This is a genomic window from Streptococcus sp. cx1 (genome assembly GCF_052384325.1).
GTDB lineage: Bacteria > Bacillota > Bacilli > Lactobacillales > Streptococcaceae > Streptococcus > Streptococcus salivarius_G.
Genome location: NZ_JBQSUN010000005.1, coordinates 22934 through 38061, shown reverse-complemented (window position 1 = coordinate 38061; position 15128 = coordinate 22934). Strand labels below are relative to the sequence as shown.

Sequence of the window (15128 nt, the reverse complement as noted above, 5' to 3'; positions counted from 1 at the left end):
ACAATGCATACAATTAACAGTTATTTCTAATGCATATCATTGTTTTATTACCGATTTTTAAATTAAATGATAGAGGTTTCATGATAAACTATAGATGGGTAAGGAAAAAGCTATAAAAGTTACTTTTATAGTAGGCATTATTTGTTTGGAAGGAAAGTGTGAAATATCACAACTATAACGCTATCCTTGCAATTGTTTGAGACAGTTGCATTTTTGTTTATCGTTGTGAGGCCTTAGGCCTATATAATGATTTCACAGACAATTGACTATGACACTCCGACTGACATATGAATTAGGATGTTAAGCGGTCGTTGACTTTTCGTCTAGCCTTGGGGGAACACATTGGTGTGATTCCTAAGACTCACCAGACTAATGTGTTTGAAGCTAGGATGATTCGTCTTAGCTTTTTTTGTGTCCTTTAGAAAGGGAATATCATTCTTATGCTATAATAGAAGGACTAGGCGAGATATTGTCTCGCAAATCTTGGAACGGGAGTGACACTAATGCTTGACTTTACCCAAGAAGAGAAAGATTTTTTTATGTCTGAAGCTCTTAAGGAGGCCGAAAAATCTCTAGATAAAGCAGAGATTCCAATTGGATGTGTCATCGTTAAAGATGGAGAAGTCTTAGGTCGTGGGCACAATGCACGTGAGGAGCTCAATCAAGCTATCATGCATGCGGAGGTCATGGCTATTCAGGAGGCTAATAGGACTGTGGGCAATTGGCGTTTGTTAGATTGTACCCTCTTTGTAACCATCGAACCCTGTGTAATGTGTAGTGGGGCAATTGGCTTGGCTCGTATTCCTAAAGTTATCTATGGAGCAAGCAATCAAAAGTTTGGTGGTGCGGGTAGCCTTTACGATATCCTAAGAGACGAGCGCCTCAACCATCGCGTAGAAGTAGAGACTGGTGTCATGGAGGAAGAGTGTGCTAAGATTATGCAAGACTTTTTCCGTCAGAGTCGTGAACGTAAAAAAGAAGCCAAACGATTGGCTAAATTGGAAACAAGGCAAGATATGTAAACAAAAGTGCAAGGCCCTTTGGCCTTGCACTTTTTAATGGAAGATGAGTTTTTGTTTTCCTGAAGGCAATTTAGGTCACTCTTTCTATGCTTTATTTTTTTCTTTCTCTCTTGTCAAAAGAAAAATAGGCATAAAGAGGATCAGAGTACCAAAAGCGGACTTCAAATTAGCATCAATAATTGGTGTTCCTAATCGTACATGAAAGATAAGGTTGATTAGGAGTATCAGAAGTAGGCTACCGATAATTCCAGCTAAAGCTATTTTTACGAGTAAATAGTTATTCGTTTTAGGTGATTGATTAGCAGTAGTATCATTTGTTTGATTTTTTGTATGTTTCATGAGTTATCATCCTCAAAATCTTTGAGATGTCAGCTGAGTTCTGTTAGTTAGTGGGTGAGGTTATAGAAAGACTTACCTGCAGCATAGCTAAGGTCATAAGTCAGTTTTGCAGCAGCAATGCCAACAGAAATAGCGGCCCAAGGAACCACTCCACCTGATACAGCTTCAAGTTCTTGAGTAGTCATGTTTTTACGATTGTTAATGGTCTTAGTCATTGTTCATATGTCCTTTCTTTTATCGCGCAGAGTCCATGTAGCCATTGTAGGCTCCAAGGCATACCATAGTTCCAATAGGTCCTGAAGCTAGGCAGAGCCCTCCAATGGCAAGGTTAGTCTTCCATCCGCCTCCTGTTACTGAGGCTAGGTCAGCTGCCTTCATTTCTTTGTTAATCACTGTCATTCTCCTTTTTTTATTTTTGGTGAGTTTTTAAATCTCATACCCTCTCACCACGAGTTAAGAGGTATGTTAAACATGACTTCTCCTTTAAATAAAGTCAGCCATGTCACTAGCTTTTGGTGCTTTCCTCAAGCTATGGATTTATTATAAGGTGTCGAGAAATAAAAAAGTAGTGACATAAATGTCACCATGGTAAGTCTTATGTTTTATCGAAGTTTAGACTGACCGAAGGAAATAATAGGGATTGATAGGGGATAGGTCTAGCTAGTCTTATCATAAGTTCTCTACTTGCAATCACTGCAATTTATGGTATAATATTTTTCGGAGCAACATCTGTGCGTGAAGCGGGTCAGGGGAGGAATCCAGCAGCCCTAAGCGATTTCAGGTGTGTGCTCTTTTTTTGTGTCGAGGAGGATTTATGGCCAAATTTAGTGTTTTTAAAGATCAAGAGAGTCTTTTTGCTTGTCCTATCTGTCAAGCGCCAATGCATTTGGATTTGTCTAGCTTGGTTTGTCAGAATAGGCATACCTTTAATATCGCCAAGCAGGGCTTTGTCAATTTTTTGAGACAGACTAAGGGAGATAAGAACTATGATATGGCTTCTTTTGAAAAGAGGAGTCAGATTCTTGCGGCAGGCTATTACGATCCTATCCTGGAGGTGATTTCAGAGCGCTTGCGTGACCTTCCTGAACACTCGCACGTTCTAGATGTTGCCTGTGGTGAGGGCTATTATAGCCGTCAGTTGGCTCAAGAGTTTGACAAGGATTTCATGGCCTTTGATTTGTCTAAGGATTCTATCCTTCTTGCGGCTCGTCAAAATCCTCATAAAAATGTAGCTTGGTTTGTTGGCGATTTGGCTCAATTGCCTTTACGTGAACACAGTATCGATGTGATTTTAGATATCTTTTCGCCAGCTAATTATCAAGAATTTGGACGACTTTTGTCTGACCATGGCTTGATTTTTAAGGTTATTCCTCATGAGGATCATCTTAAAGAGTTTCGCCAATTGTTACCGGAGGTGCAGGCTTATTCGAACCAGGATGTTCTGGAACATTTTCAAGAGTCCTGCGACCTTTTGGAGCGTGTGACGATTGCTAAGACTTGGTCTATGCCATCAGAGCATGTTCAAACATTTGCCGAGATGACACCTCTTTTCTTCCATGCCAATAAGGATACTTTGGACTTGACTTCAGTGACGCAATTAACCGTTGCGGGAGAACTGCTGATTGGCCGTATTAGAGATGATAAGCAATCCTAACAATCGTTGGGATTTTTTTGATGGGAAATGTCTCAGTTAGCTTGTTTGGTCTTCCTAAAAGGAGTATGATGAGAGCAATAAGTAAGAAAGTTTCAGTAATGGGTAAAAAGCGATGAAAAATAGAGCCTATAAGAACTACATTTTTGATTTTTATGGTACCTTGGTTGATATCCTAACCGATGAGAAGGATCCTGTGTTATGGGATAAACTATGCCAACTATATCAGGCTTATGGAGCGGCTTATGAGGGCGAGACTCTTAAAAAGGCTTATGCTAAGCGCGTGGATCAGGCCCGTAAGGAGTTAATAGATCTCAAAGGAGTTGCTTATCCAGAAATTGATTTAGCCCACATTTTTAACCAGCTTTATGTAGATGCTCGGCCTCAGTCTAGTAGTTCTAATCAGCCGGAAGATTGGGGACAATTGATAGCAATGGTCTTTCGCGTCTTATCTCGCAAACATGTGACGGCTTATCCCCATACCAAGGAGGTGCTAGCCTTTCTAAAAGAGCAGGGCTGTCGGATTTATCTCTTGTCTAATGCTCAAGCAGCCTTTACTAACGCTGAGATTGACCTAATGGCGTTAAGACCTTATTTTGATGCTATTTACTTGTCTTCGGATGCCGGTATCTGTAAGCCACAACCTGAATTTTTAAAGCAAGTTTTGGATGATCATGGGTTAAACCCGTCTGAGACTGTCATGATTGGAAATGACTTGACGACTGATATTGCTGTGGCTGAAGCAGTTGGGATCGATAGTATCTTGCTCAATACCTTCCCTTATTCTCGTCGAGAACTGGAGAATTCCCCAATCAAGCCAGACCGAGTGATTACTGATATAGAGACTCTAAAGACCAATTTTACATAAAAATACACTCTATTTGGCAAAAGCAAAGACAATTATCAGAATTTTTGGTATAATAATTCCTAACTTTATGTGAATGGAGAATCTCATGACTGCACAAAAAATGTCTGCACAAGAAATTATTGCTTTTATCGGTAATGCTGAAAAGAAAACGAATGTTAAAGTAACTTTTGAAGGGGAATTGGCAACTACTGTTCCAGCTTCTGTCACTAAACTTGGTAACATTCTTTTCGGAGACTGGAAAGATATCGAACCACTTCTTGCGAATTTGACTGAAAACAAGGACTATGTTGTGGAACAAGATGGCCGTAACTCAGCTGTTCCACTGCTTGATAAACGTCACCTTAATGCACGTATTGAACCAGGTGCTATTATCCGAGACCAAGTAACTATCGAAGACAATGCTGTCGTTATGATGGGTGCTGTAATCAATATCGGTGCTGAAATTGGTGCTGGTACTATGATTGATATGGGTGCTATCCTTGGTGGTCGTGCTACTGTTGGTAAAAACAGCCATATCGGTGCGGGTGCAGTCCTTGCTGGTGTGATTGAACCAGCTTCAGCAGACCCAGTTCGTATCGGTGATAACGTTCTTGTTGGTGCTAATGCTGTTGTTATTGAAGGTGTTCAAGTTGGTAACGGTTCAGTCGTTGCTGCTGGAGCTATCGTTACTCAAGATGTTCCTGAAAATGTGGTTGTAGCTGGTGTTCCAGCTCGTATCATCAAGGAAATTGATGAAAAAACACAACAAAAAACAGCACTCGAAGACGCTTTGCGTAACTTATAACATATTGATAGTAGAGGCCTGTAAGGCCTCTATTTCTAGATTCTCTATAAAATAAGACAATAAAAAGGATAAAAACATGACACTTGATTTAATTAAAATCAGACGAGACCTTCACCAAATTCCTGAAATTGGTTTGGAAGAATTTAAAACTCAGGCTTATCTCTTAGAGCGTATTGCTGAAATGACTGAAGGTAAGGACTTTGTGGAGCAACGTACTTGGCGTACAGGGATCCTTGTCTATCTTCACGGGCATGCTCCTGAAAAAACTATTGGTTGGCGTACAGATATTGATGGTCTCCCAATCGTAGAGGAAACAGGTCTTGACTTCAAGTCTACTCATGAAGGTCGTATGCATGCTTGTGGACACGATATGCACATGACTACAGCGCTTGGTCTTTTGGACCAGATGCTTCAAGTAAAGCCTAAAAATAACATGCTCTTCCTCTTCCAGCCGGCTGAAGAAAATGAAGCTGGTGGTATGCTTATGTATGAGGACGGTGCCTTTGGAGACTGGTTGCCAGATGAGTTCTATGGCCTCCACGTCCGTCCAGATTTCAAGGTAGGTGATATTGCGACTAACACAAGCACCCTTTTTGCTGGGACTTGTGAAGTCCTCGTTACTTTCAAGGGGAAAGGTGGACATGCGGCCTTTCCACATGAGGCCAATGATGCCCTTGTAGCAGCTTCTTACTTTATTACTCAGGTGCAAACAATTGTCAGTCGTAATGTTGACCCTATCCAGGGTGGGGTAGTTACCTTTGGTTCTTTCCATGCAGGAACTACTAACAATGTTATCGCTGAAACTGCAGAGGTTTATGGAACTATTCGTACCCTTACTCAGGAAATGAGTCTCCTTATCCAGAAGCGCGTGCGCCAGATTGCAGAGGGCGTGGCAGCTAGCTTTGGTATGGAAGTGGATATCATGTTGAAACAAGGTGGTTATCTTCCTGTGGAAAATAATCCAGCCTTGGCCAAAGAGTTGATGGCTTTCTTTGATGCTAGCCCAGAGGTTAACCTGATTGATTGTCCACCAGCTATGACTGGAGAGGACTTTGGTTATTTGCTTAGTAAGGTTCCTGGTGTCATGTTCTGGTTGGGAATTGACACGCCATATGTACTTCACCATCCTAAGATGAGTCCAAATGAAGATGCCCTCGCTTTTGCAGTGGCTGAAATTGGAAAATTCCTTAAACACAAGGCAGAAGCCTAACCATAGTTGATACAGCTAAAAAATCTACCAAGTCTGACTTTTGGTAGCTTTTTTGATATGATAAACCTATGAAAAATGAACTTAGAAAAACAGTCTTGGCTCAGTTAACTTCACAAGATCCTGAGACTAAGGCTAAGATAGATCAATATCTTTTGGAGCAATTGATTGCCTTACCTGCTTATAAAGATGCCCAGGTGATTGCGACTTATTTGTCTTTTCCTCATGAATATGATACCGGTCTTTTAATCAATCAGGCTTTAAAGGATGGTAAACGACTTTTGATTCCTAAAACATATAAACAAGGTCGAATGATTTTTGTGGATTATGATCCAGATAATCTTGTTGCAACCTCTTTTGGCTTGATGGAACCTGTGTCTGATTTGGCTGTGGAAAAATCAGAGATTGATTTAATTCATGTGCCAGGAGTAGTTTTCAATGATGAAGGCTATCGCATTGGTTACGGAGCAGGTTACTATGACCGCTATTTGTCTGATTTTGAAGGGGAGACCGTTAGTACGGTTTATCCTTGCCAGAAACATGATTTTCAACCAGATAGCTATGATATTCCTGTTAAGGAGGTTGTTACATGCAAGTAAATGAGTGGAAGAAATACCCAGCAACCTATCTATTGTTGGGGCTTACGACGCTGACTTTCATCTGTCAATATCTCTTAAATGGCTTTCAAGCGACCTCACCTTTGAGCCTCTTTAAGATGGGGGCCATGTACGGTGCTTTTGTTCAGTACAGCCCACTGAACCTCTGGCGTCTTGTAACACCGATTTTTGTGCATATAGGTGTTGAGCATTTTCTATTTAATATGCTTGCCCTTTACTTTATGGGGAAAATGGCTGAGCAGATTTTTGGGACTCTACGTTTTCTAGGGCTCTATTTGTTGGCTGGTGTTATGGGAAATGCCTTTACCTTACTTTTTACGCCTAATGTTATTGCAGCTGGTGCTTCGACATCCTTGTTTGGACTTTTTGCGGCTGTTGTGATTCTTGGCTATTATAGTCATAGTCCTTTGCTTAATCAGTTAGGTCGCAATTACTTGGCTTTGATTGTCATTAACTTAATTTTCAACCTGTTTACACCTAGTGTTGGGATTACAGGCCATCTCGGTGGTTTAGTTGGAGGTGCTCTTGCGGCGATCTTTTTGGCCAACAAGGTTGAAAGCCGCTTATTTAGTAAAGGTTGGCGTTCTACAGCCCTTTTAACCTACATGTTACTATTGCTGATTCTTCTAGGATTCACTTATTTTTAAATTATATGAAAAAACCATCGAATGTCATGTTCGATGGTTTTTATATTAGTCTTTTTTAGCTGCTTTGCCTTCAAGTTTGTGGCCCAAGTCAATGAGGTATTGCTTGAGGTCATCTTTAACTTGAGGATGTTTAAGTGCGTAATCGATAGATGTTTTCATGAATCCGAATTTGTCACCGACATCATAACGGTTTCCCGTAAATTCGCGGGCAAAGACGCGTTGTGTCTTGTTAAGTGTATCGATAGCATCAGTCAATTGGACTTCATTTCCAGCACCTGGTTCTTGAGTTTCCAAAATACCGAAAATTTCAGGTGTTAGAAGGTAACGCCCGATGATAGCAAGATCACTTGGTGCATCCTCTGGATTTGGTTTTTCAACGAAAGTTTCAACACTATAACGTCCATTTTCGCCTTTGCCTTGAGGGGCGATGACACCATAAGAAGACACTTCCTCGTGAGGTACAGGCATAACTGCAATGGTTGATGCGTGTGTTTCCTCATAATCGTTAATGAGCTGCTTAGTCAAAGGTACTGCTTTGTCATTAGTGATATCCATGAGGTCGTCACCAAGCATGACAACGAATGGCTCATTTCCGACAAATGCTTTGGCTTGAAGAACAGCATCTCCAAGGCCACGTGGGTGGCTTTGGCGGATAAAGTGGAGGTTAATAGCAGTGGTGTCATTAACCAATTTCAACAGGTCTGTCTTACCTTTTTGTTCCAAGTTGTATTCTAACTCGAAGTTTGAATCAAAGTGGTCTTCGATAGAACGTTTTGACTTACCAGTAACCACCAAGATATCTTCGATACCTGATTTGAGGGCTTCTTCAACGATAAATTGGATGGTTGGTTTGTCAACGATTGGCAACATTTCTTTGGCCAAGGCCTTAGTAGCTGGTAAAAAGCGTGTTCCGAGTCCTGCAGCGGGGATGATAGCTTTTCTAACTTTTTGATTCTTCATGAGAACTCCTCAGATTTTTATTTTTTATCCCATTCATTTTCAGAGCGCAATTCGTTGGACATCATATTGAGAATAGATTCCTTGATATCAGCACCCTCATAGATAGATTTGTAGATTGCTGTTGTTATTGGCATGTAGACGCCGAGTTCTTGGGCGATTTCATAGGCAACCTTTGTGGTTGAAATACCTTCGATAACCATTCCCATGTTACGTTCAATGTCTTCTAGCTTTTCTCCACGACCGAGCGCATCCCCAGCACGCCAGTTACGTGAATGGATAGAGGTTCCTGTAACAATAAGGTCACCAACCCCAGATAGACCGCTGTAAGTCAAAGGATCAGCCCCAAGTTTCACACCAAGACGAGTAATTTCCGCAAGGCCACGAGTAATAACGGCTGCCTTAGCATTGTCCCCATATCCCATACCGTGGAGGGCACCAGCACCTACCGCGATAATGTTTTTAAGAGCACCAGCTGTTTCAACACCAATCACATCTGAATTGGTGTAGAGGCGGAAGTAGCTATTGCTGAAAATACCTTGGACATAGCGTGCCGCTTCAAGATCCTTAGATGCTGCTGTAATCAAAGTGATATCGCGAACAATAGTTTCTTCAGCGTGGCTTGGACCAGATACGACAACAATCTCACTACGAAGTTCCTTAGGAATCTCTTCTTCAAGGATTGTTGAAAGACGTTCGTGTGTTCCAGGTTCTAAACCTTTTGAAGCATGCATGACAACAACTTCGTGGTCCAAAAGTTCAGCAACTTGCTTAGCAACTAAGCGAGTGACCTTGGTTGGAACAACAAAGAGAACAGCGTCGACACCATCTAGGGCTTCAGATAGCTCTTTGTAGGCTTTAATGTTTTCATCCAAAACCACATCCTTGAAGTAGCGGGTATTGGTGTGTTTCTCGTTAATTTCATCAATTTGTTCAGGGATGTTTCCCCAAATACGGACCTCGTGTCCGTTGTCGTTGAGTACCTGAGCAAGGGCAGTTCCCCATGAACCAGGGCCCAAGACAGCGATTTTTTGTTTTTTCATCATTAGGTCTCCCTTTAGGTCCTTTCTAACAAAGTAGAAAAAGACTGTATTCTTTCTCATTATAACATAAGAAAAGCATGTTTGTCTTGTACTCTCTGTTAGGAGGGCTGATGGCTATTTATTTTTTCAGCCAATTTTGGGCAATGTAGCCCCCAATGAGAGCAGCCATGAGCGTTCCTCCAATCAGGATTAAGACATGACTGGCTGTAAAGGGAACCATAACTTGATTTACATAATCTTGAGTTTTCCCTTTGGCTAGGAGCTGTGCGATATAAGCTTTGGGCGCAAGCCACATGGTGATAATGGGTGCTAAGTTCCCTAGGGAAAAGATCATATAGGAAAGTAAATTAAGTTTACTATTCTCATAGTTCCCTTTCTTAGCTAGAAAGTCAGCGACAAGGCCAGCCAGAAAGCTAGGAAGAAAGGCTAGAACAAAGTGCCCAGAGGCAAAGAAGAAGAGGGATATAAAGATACCCAGACAGGTAATCGCTCCAAATTGTTTTGTCTTTCTGATAAGCCCCAAGTAGACCCAGCCTGCAAAGATAGCCGCTAAGGCAGGTGTATGATACATATTTTTGACTTTGAAAAAGATTAAATCAATGGCAACTGCAAGGGCTAGGCAAATAAAATACAGTAGAATAGCTAGGCTGGTTTGTTTGATGAATGTTTTTTGACGCATGTGGTCTCCTAATCAATGTGAGGTGTTTTAGTTTTATTGAGCCAAGAGTATGCCAAACCAATGAAAATACCTCCGCCAATCCAGTTGCCGAAGAAAACGACTACCCACTGACGTAGAATATTTGCTAAAGTGAAATTATCCACAGCATCACGCACACCGTTGAAACCGAGCAACATGAAAGAAGCAAAGTTCGCAATCAAGTGTTCATTAATCAAAAACACAAACATAAAGATAGCTGATAGCGCAATGAAAATTTTAGCAGATTCTTCTTTGAGGAGCATGTAGCCCAAGATGGCAATATTAACAAACATATTAGCTGTAATACCTTCTGTAAAGTTCATCCAATCTGTTTTTCCAAGCTTGGTTGAGACAGCAGTAACTAAGAAACTCTTGTCAGTCAAATGTTGGAAAGAGAAGGATTGGTTGAAGAACCAGGCCAAGATAAGGGCACCGACAAAATTAAAGAAGGTACAGTAGAGGAGGATGGTACACACCTTGCTCCATTTGATTTTACCATAATAGGCACCACTGGTCAGGAACATCATGTTTGAAGTAGCCAACTCTCCATTGAATATGAGAACGAAGACCAGTCCGATGGCAAAGATAAAGGCAAAGACAAAACGAGAAAGGGCTGGAATACCTGTTGCGATAACATCCGCACCAATAATTCCTACAGCAGTCGACATGGTAAGATAAGCTCCTGCAAGCATAGAACGCAAGGCATAGCGCCCCAGACTTTCGTCAAAGAGAGCTTCTTTTTTAGCACAAGCAGCGAATACTTTTTCTTGAAATTGAGACATAGGTTTACCTCTAAAATGTGTGGCTTGGAGCATGGCAAATGCGCAAACTCGAGTGAAAATGAATCTAAGATGACCATGAAAAAAAGTCAGGACAGTTGTCCCAACTTTTCCAAGTCTTAATATGAGGATGCTCCAGATGTTGCATCTGCGGCTGGGGCTGCGTCGCCACCATGACCACCCGCATCTGATGCACCAGATGTGGCGTCGCTACCGCCATGACTAGCTGCAGCTGGTGCAAAAGGACCGCTTCCTCCGACAAGGCGTTGACCAGTTGTTTCGAGATACCAGTCAAGCCATGGTTTAAAGTTAAAGACGATTTCATTGATTCCTGCATAAGAACCATCATCATAGTACATAGCCTGATAGTTATGCGTATTGATAACTCCTTCAGGTGACCCTGGAACAATCGTACGAACGTATTCTTGGTTACCATTACGAAGTGTACCGATAACCCATTCTACATTTTTCATACGAGCTGGTGGAAGTGAGCCGTGAACAGTTGACATACGGCTACCAGATTGAGGTGGCACACGTTTGGCAAACATAGTGTCAGGATCTTGATGGGCGTTATTGTAGTAGAGGAACTGGTTATTATCATCGGCATAGGTCAATTCAAACGGCATTGCCTTGAGGAACATGTCAATTTGATTAACTGTCAAAATACCGTGGTCCAATTTTACGTAGGTATCGCCAGATACCGCACCAGTAATTTCAGCTACTTTTTCTACCCATTCAGGATCATCAGGGTCGACCTCAGTAACAGTTGTAGCGATTGGGTTGTTACAATCCAAGTCTTCAGGTTCGATTGGTTTTGGTTTTTTCAATTTAGAAACCACTCCTACATATTGGATGAAATTATCTAAGCATTGTTCAAGGAAGTTAATAGTACCTTCGTTAGTAATGTTACCCTCAAGGTCAAAGGCTTCTTTAGCCTTTCCAAGCAAGAATTCATTACCTGGAAGTGTATAGGCATTGACACCAGGTGCTTCAAGGATTTTACGCAAATGCACTTGGGCACGTGAAGTTCCTTGGTCGTAGTAAGAAGCACCAACAATCATTACAGGCTTGTTTTCAAAAGGGTGCACTTCGAATGAGAGCCACTCTAAAACTGACTTAAGTGCTGCAGAGATAGTGTGGTTATGTTCAGGTGTTGCAATGATAACACCGTCAGCGCGTGTAATTTTGTTATTAAGTAAGCGAAGTTGGAAGCTGTCATCCCATTTTTCATCTTGGTTAAACATAGGAACTTCATCAATTTCCAAAACTTCAAGTTCAAATTTTATTTTAAAATGTCTTCTGATAAATTCGAGCAGTTTACGGTTATATGATTGGTCATAATTTGCTCCAACGAGTCCAACAAATTTCATAGTTTCTATTCTCCTGTCCTATAGGCTTTCCCAGTCGAAGTCTTCAGCTTCTTTATGTAGCAACTCTGTAGCATGTGAGAGTTTACCAGTAATTTTGACGTAGAGACGGAAGTCATCGAAAATAGCATCTAGTTTTTTGATGACATCAAGGTCGACTAAATCACCATTGCTATCAAAAGCTTGTAGGGAATGTGAAAGTAAGAATTCGTCTGGAAGCACATTAGCTTTGATTTCTGGAGCATTCAAGATTTGACGAAGTTGTAACTGTGCACGAGAAGCCCCGAGTGTTCCGTAAGATGCCCCTGTAATCATAACTGGCTTATTCAAAAGAGGGAAAACGCCGTATGATACCCAAGCTAAAGCGTTCATGAGAACGGCAGGAATTGAGTGGTCATACTCAGGTGTTCCAATAATAACACCATCAGCTTCATCGATTTTTTTAACGATTTCAAGGACACTTTCTGGCAATTTCTTGTTAGCGGGTTTGTTAAAGATAGGAAGGTCTTTGATTTCAACAAGTTCGATGTCTGCCTTATCTGCAAAATGTTTCTGAATATATTGCAATAATTGTCTATTAGTTGAACGTTTTGAATTCGTACCAACAAGTCCGATGAATTTCATGACAATTCTCCTTAAAAGTATTATATCTAGTACTATGTTAGCGTTTTCCTGGTTAAAAGTCAATCTTCGTTTAATGAGAAAGTGATTAGACTATTACCTTTGTCATCTTATTTCGAATAGATTATAATAGGATAGATTTAAAAGTCTGAAGCTAGCATGGCTAGTTTATACAAATACTAGTCAATAGATGTATCGAAAGGAAAAATAATGACAAAAATTCGTGGATTTGAACTCGTATCAACCTATAACAATCAGGAATTGCTTCCAAAACGTGAGACAGCCCATGCTGCAGGTTATGACTTAAAGGTGGCAGAGAACATTGTCATTGCTCCTGGGGAAATTGTTCTCGTCCCAACAGGTGTTAAGGCTTACATGCAACCTGGTGAGGTTCTCTATCTCTATGACCGTTCATCAAACCCTCGCAAAAAAGGTCTGGTCTTGATTAACTCAGTTGGCGTTATTGACGGCGATTACTATGGAAATCCAGGAAATGAAGGTCATATCTTCGCCCAGATGAAAAATATTACTAATCAGCCCGTGACTCTTGAAGTTGGCGAACGCATCGTTCAAGGTGTCTTTATGCCCTTCTTGATTGTAGATGGAGACGAAGCTGATGGTGTTCGTACAGGTGGCTTTGGATCGACTGGACAGTAGAGGAAGCAAAGTGGCAGATTATTTGTTAGTAATCGATATGCAGTCAGATTATGTTGCTGTAGGAAAAGCATATCATGAAGAACTGATTGTAGCTGTAAATGACAAAATTGCTAGCTATCCTAGCGACCGGGTTATCTATATTCTCAATCGTTTTTTCTGGGAGAGAAAAGATAGAAAGAAGAAATTTGCGACCGGCTTGCTGCTTGTATCTTCTCGTATCTTTGAGAAGCGTCGGGCTTCTTGCTTTACTAATTCAGATTTAAAAGATTTTTTAGAGGGAAATGGTGCTAAAAGCATAGAGTTTATAGGGGTAGATGGCAATGGCTGTGTCAAGGCTTCCATTTTGGCAGCTGTCAAGGAGAATTATCAGGTTTCTGTCGATTTGTCCGCTGTCGGAGTTGCCAACCAGAAGAAATTTACAAAAACATTGCATAAGTGGCATTCTGTCGGAGTAATCGTAGAAGGAGAATTATCATAGCAAAGAAAAAATCAACTTTTGTTTGTCGAGAATGTGGCTACAATTCACCCAAATATCTAGGGCGCTGTCCCAACTGTTCTTCTTGGTCCTCTTTTGAAGAAGAGGTTGAGGTGCAGGAGGTAAAAAATGCCCGTGTCAGTTTGACGGGTGAAAAGTCTAAACCAACTAAATTAAAAGAAGTATCCTCAATCAATTATGCCCGCATAAAGACTGATATGGACGAGTTTAACCGTGTTTTAGGTGGCGGTGTGGTTCCGGGCAGTCTGGTTCTTATTGGAGGAGATCCAGGGATAGGGAAATCAACCCTTCTCTTACAGGTGTCAACGCAACTGGCTAACAAGGGAACAGTCCTCTATGTATCTGGAGAAGAATCTGCCGAGCAAATCAAATTGCGGAGTGAACGTTTAGGCGATATTGATAACGAATTTTATCTGTATGCTGAGACCAATATGCAAGCCGTTCGCAGTCAAGTAGAGGCCATAAAACCCGATTTCCTCATTATCGACTCTATTCAGACCATTATGAGTCCAGAGATTTCTGGCGTTCAAGGTTCTGTATCTCAGGTTCGTGAAGTCACTGCTGAACTCATGCAGATTGCCAAAACCAATAACATTGCCACATTTATTGTTGGGCATGTGACCAAGGAGGGACAGCTGGCTGGACCACGTATGTTGGAACACATGGTGGATACTGTGCTCTATTTTGAGGGGGAACGTCATCATACCTTCCGTATTTTACGAGCAGTCAAAAACCGTTTTGGTTCAACCAATGAGATTGGGATTTTTGAGATGCAGTCTGGTGGTTTGGTAGAGGTGCTAAATCCTAGCCAGGTTTTCTTAGAGGAACGCCTAGACGGTGCTACAGGTTCTGCCATTGTTGTGACAATGGAAGGTAGCAGACCTATCTTAGCTGAAGTTCAAGCCTTGGTGACACCAACCGTCTTTGGTAATGCCAAGCGGACAACGACGGGACTGGACTTTAACCGTGTCAGCCTCATTATGGCTGTTTTAGAGAAACGTTGTGGCCTTCTTCTCCAAAATCAAGATGCCTATCTCAAATCGGCTGGTGGTGTCAAATTAGACGAGCCAGCTATTGACCTTGCTGTAGCCGTTGCGATTGCTTCTAGTTACAAGGAGCTTCCAACCAATCCACAAGAAGCTTTTATAGGAGAAATTGGGTTGACTGGAGAGATTCGCCGAGTAACTCGCATTGAACAGCGTATTAATGAGGCTGCTAAATTAGGTTTTACTAAGATTTATGCTCCTAAAAATTCGCTTCATGGCATGAAGATTCCAGAAGGTATCCAGGTTATTGGGGTCACGACGGTAGGAGAAGTACTCAAAAAAGTCTTTTCTTAAAAAGAGGCCTCAAAACAAGTGTTTGGAAGCGCTTGC

At 41.4% G+C, this 15128-nt stretch carries 19 protein-coding genes and 1 other RNA gene; 11 read left to right on the top strand and 9 right to left on the bottom strand.

All coding sequences use genetic code 11. The features are described from left to right. Positions 1-503 precede the first annotated feature (503 nt). Positions 504-1022, top strand: a complete 519-nt coding sequence (gene tadA / locus ACT170_RS07390) for a tRNA adenosine(34) deaminase TadA (protein WP_049553956.1) — start codon at positions 504-506, stop codon at positions 1020-1022. Positions 1023-1106: 84 nt separating this feature from the next. Here the strand turns inward: tadA and ACT170_RS07385 are convergent, their stop codons facing one another. From ACT170_RS07385 to ACT170_RS07375, 3 genes are read right to left on the bottom strand one after another with little or no spacing between them, the layout of a single operon-like run. Further along, entirely contained in the window at positions 1107-1361 is a 255-nt protein-coding gene (locus tag ACT170_RS07385) for a hypothetical protein (protein ID WP_038676855.1), read from the bottom strand. Positions 1362-1408: 47 nt separating this feature from the next. Further along, positions 1409-1576: a class IIb bacteriocin, lactobin A/cerein 7B family gene (locus ACT170_RS07380; RefSeq protein WP_002885883.1), complete on the bottom strand. Its 168-nt coding sequence runs from the start codon at positions 1574-1576 to the stop codon at positions 1409-1411. 19 nt (positions 1577-1595) lie between these two features. Further along, the gene (locus ACT170_RS07375; RefSeq protein WP_002885650.1) at positions 1596-1754 is read right to left on the bottom strand and encodes a class IIb bacteriocin, lactobin A/cerein 7B family; all 159 of its coding nucleotides are present in this window, start codon (positions 1752-1754) and stop codon (positions 1596-1598) included. Positions 1755-2075: 321 nt separating this feature from the next. Here ACT170_RS07375 and ffs point away from each other — a divergent pair. The 7 genes from ffs to ACT170_RS07340 all read left to right on the top strand — a co-directional run bounded on the left by ffs (position 2076) and on the right by ACT170_RS07340 (position 7135). After that, positions 2076-2161: signal recognition particle sRNA small type (ffs, locus tag ACT170_RS07370), an RNA gene on the top strand. Positions 2162-2175: 14 nt separating this feature from the next. Next, entirely contained in the window at positions 2176-3015 is an 840-nt protein-coding gene (locus tag ACT170_RS07365) for a methyltransferase domain-containing protein (RefSeq protein WP_048674205.1), read from the top strand. Between the two features lie 112 nt (positions 3016-3127). After that, on the top strand, positions 3128-3880 hold the full coding sequence (locus ACT170_RS07360; protein ID WP_048674203.1) for an HAD family hydrolase: 753 nt from the start codon (positions 3128-3130) through the stop codon (positions 3878-3880). An 85-nt stretch (positions 3881-3965) separates the two neighbouring features. Continuing rightward, positions 3966-4664 (top strand): 2,3,4,5-tetrahydropyridine-2,6-dicarboxylate N-acetyltransferase, encoded by a 699-nt coding sequence (gene dapD, locus ACT170_RS07355; protein ID WP_048674201.1) that lies wholly within the window; start codon positions 3966-3968, stop codon positions 4662-4664. 76 nt (positions 4665-4740) lie between these two features. Beyond that, positions 4741-5874 (top strand): N-acetyldiaminopimelate deacetylase, encoded by a 1134-nt coding sequence (locus tag ACT170_RS07350; protein ID WP_084915258.1) that lies wholly within the window; start codon positions 4741-4743, stop codon positions 5872-5874. 68 nt (positions 5875-5942) lie between these two features. Then, positions 5943-6470, top strand: a complete 528-nt coding sequence (locus tag ACT170_RS07345) for a 5-formyltetrahydrofolate cyclo-ligase (protein WP_038676845.1) — start codon at positions 5943-5945, stop codon at positions 6468-6470. Next, on the top strand, positions 6461-7135 hold the full coding sequence (locus ACT170_RS07340; protein WP_002885775.1) for a rhomboid family intramembrane serine protease: 675 nt from the start codon (positions 6461-6463) through the stop codon (positions 7133-7135). The genes ACT170_RS07345 and ACT170_RS07340 overlap by 10 nt, the downstream gene beginning before the upstream one ends. Before the next feature lie 45 nt (positions 7136-7180). On the opposite strand, the gene galU is transcribed toward ACT170_RS07340, so the two are convergent. The 6 genes from galU to ACT170_RS07310 form a co-directional block, all read right to left on the bottom strand. Continuing rightward, positions 7181-8095, bottom strand: a complete 915-nt coding sequence (galU, locus tag ACT170_RS07335) for a UTP--glucose-1-phosphate uridylyltransferase GalU (RefSeq protein ID WP_084915260.1) — start codon at positions 8093-8095, stop codon at positions 7181-7183. A gap of 17 nt (positions 8096-8112) precedes the next feature. Further along, positions 8113-9135, bottom strand: a complete 1023-nt coding sequence (locus tag ACT170_RS07330) for an NAD(P)H-dependent glycerol-3-phosphate dehydrogenase (RefSeq protein ID WP_037611126.1) — start codon at positions 9133-9135, stop codon at positions 8113-8115. 118 nt (positions 9136-9253) lie between these two features. Next, positions 9254-9814, bottom strand: a complete 561-nt coding sequence (locus ACT170_RS07325) for an MptD family putative ECF transporter S component (RefSeq protein WP_002885657.1) — start codon at positions 9812-9814, stop codon at positions 9254-9256. An 8-nt stretch (positions 9815-9822) separates the two neighbouring features. Beyond that, entirely contained in the window at positions 9823-10614 is a 792-nt protein-coding gene (locus ACT170_RS07320) for a formate/nitrite transporter family protein (protein WP_002885797.1), read from the bottom strand. Positions 10615-10730: 116 nt separating this feature from the next. Further along, entirely contained in the window at positions 10731-11981 is a 1251-nt protein-coding gene (locus ACT170_RS07315) for an NAD(P)H-dependent oxidoreductase (RefSeq protein WP_347101252.1), read from the bottom strand. An 18-nt stretch (positions 11982-11999) separates the two neighbouring features. Continuing rightward, complete coding sequence (locus tag ACT170_RS07310; protein WP_021144670.1) at positions 12000-12602, bottom strand: NADPH-dependent FMN reductase; 603 nt, start codon at positions 12600-12602, stop codon at positions 12000-12002. A 207-nt stretch (positions 12603-12809) separates the two neighbouring features. Between ACT170_RS07310 and ACT170_RS07305 the strand changes: the two genes are divergently transcribed. Genes ACT170_RS07305 through radA form a run of 3 tightly spaced genes read left to right on the top strand, consistent with a single transcriptional unit; the run spans position 12810 to position 15092 of the window. Further along, positions 12810-13256, top strand: a complete 447-nt coding sequence (locus tag ACT170_RS07305; RefSeq protein ID WP_021144669.1) for a dUTP diphosphatase — start codon at positions 12810-12812, stop codon at positions 13254-13256. A gap of 10 nt (positions 13257-13266) precedes the next feature. Beyond that, positions 13267-13734, top strand: coding sequence for an isochorismatase family protein (locus ACT170_RS07300; RefSeq protein WP_064520944.1), 468 nt, complete (start codon positions 13267-13269; stop codon positions 13732-13734). After that, positions 13731-15092 carry a DNA repair protein RadA gene (gene radA / locus ACT170_RS07295; RefSeq protein ID WP_073686093.1) on the top strand — a complete coding sequence of 454 codons (1362 nt, stop codon included), beginning with the start codon at positions 13731-13733 and terminating at the stop codon, positions 15090-15092. Before ACT170_RS07300 ends, radA begins: the two co-directional genes overlap by 4 nt. Positions 15093-15128: the final 36 nt, after the last annotated feature.

Bases quoted from the DNA above. Each gene is read 5' to 3' on its own strand.
- ACT170_RS07305 (WP_021144669.1), top strand. From the start codon at position 12,810: ATGACAAAAATTCGTGGATTTGAACTCGTATCAACCTATAACAATCAG.
- ACT170_RS07320 (WP_002885797.1), bottom strand. From the start codon at position 10,614: ATGTCTCAATTTCAAGAAAAAGTATTCGCTGCTTGTGCTAAAAAAGAA.
- tadA (WP_049553956.1), top strand. From the start codon at position 504: ATGCTTGACTTTACCCAAGAAGAGAAAGATTTTTTTATGTCTGAAGCT.
- ACT170_RS07380 (WP_002885883.1), bottom strand. From the start codon at position 1,576: ATGACTAAGACCATTAACAATCGTAAAAACATGACTACTCAAGAACTT.
- ACT170_RS07325 (WP_002885657.1), bottom strand. From the start codon at position 9,814: ATGCGTCAAAAAACATTCATCAAACAAACCAGCCTAGCTATTCTACTG.
- ACT170_RS07365 (WP_048674205.1), top strand. From the start codon at position 2,176: ATGGCCAAATTTAGTGTTTTTAAAGATCAAGAGAGTCTTTTTGCTTGT.
- galU (WP_084915260.1), bottom strand. From the start codon at position 8,095: ATGAAGAATCAAAAAGTTAGAAAAGCTATCATCCCCGCTGCAGGACTC.
- ACT170_RS07340 (WP_002885775.1), top strand. From the start codon at position 6,461: ATGCAAGTAAATGAGTGGAAGAAATACCCAGCAACCTATCTATTGTTG.
- ACT170_RS07360 (WP_048674203.1), top strand. From the start codon at position 3,128: ATGAAAAATAGAGCCTATAAGAACTACATTTTTGATTTTTATGGTACC.
- ACT170_RS07345 (WP_038676845.1), top strand. From the start codon at position 5,943: ATGAAAAATGAACTTAGAAAAACAGTCTTGGCTCAGTTAACTTCACAA.
- ACT170_RS07330 (WP_037611126.1), bottom strand. From the start codon at position 9,135: ATGAAAAAACAAAAAATCGCTGTCTTGGGCCCTGGTTCATGGGGAACT.
- ACT170_RS07315 (WP_347101252.1), bottom strand. From the start codon at position 11,981: ATGAAATTTGTTGGACTCGTTGGAGCAAATTATGACCAATCATATAAC.
- ACT170_RS07310 (WP_021144670.1), bottom strand. From the start codon at position 12,602: ATGAAATTCATCGGACTTGTTGGTACGAATTCAAAACGTTCAACTAAT.
- ACT170_RS07385 (WP_038676855.1), bottom strand. From the start codon at position 1,361: ATGAAACATACAAAAAATCAAACAAATGATACTACTGCTAATCAATCA.
- ACT170_RS07350 (WP_084915258.1), top strand. From the start codon at position 4,741: ATGACACTTGATTTAATTAAAATCAGACGAGACCTTCACCAAATTCCT.
- dapD (WP_048674201.1), top strand. From the start codon at position 3,966: ATGACTGCACAAAAAATGTCTGCACAAGAAATTATTGCTTTTATCGGT.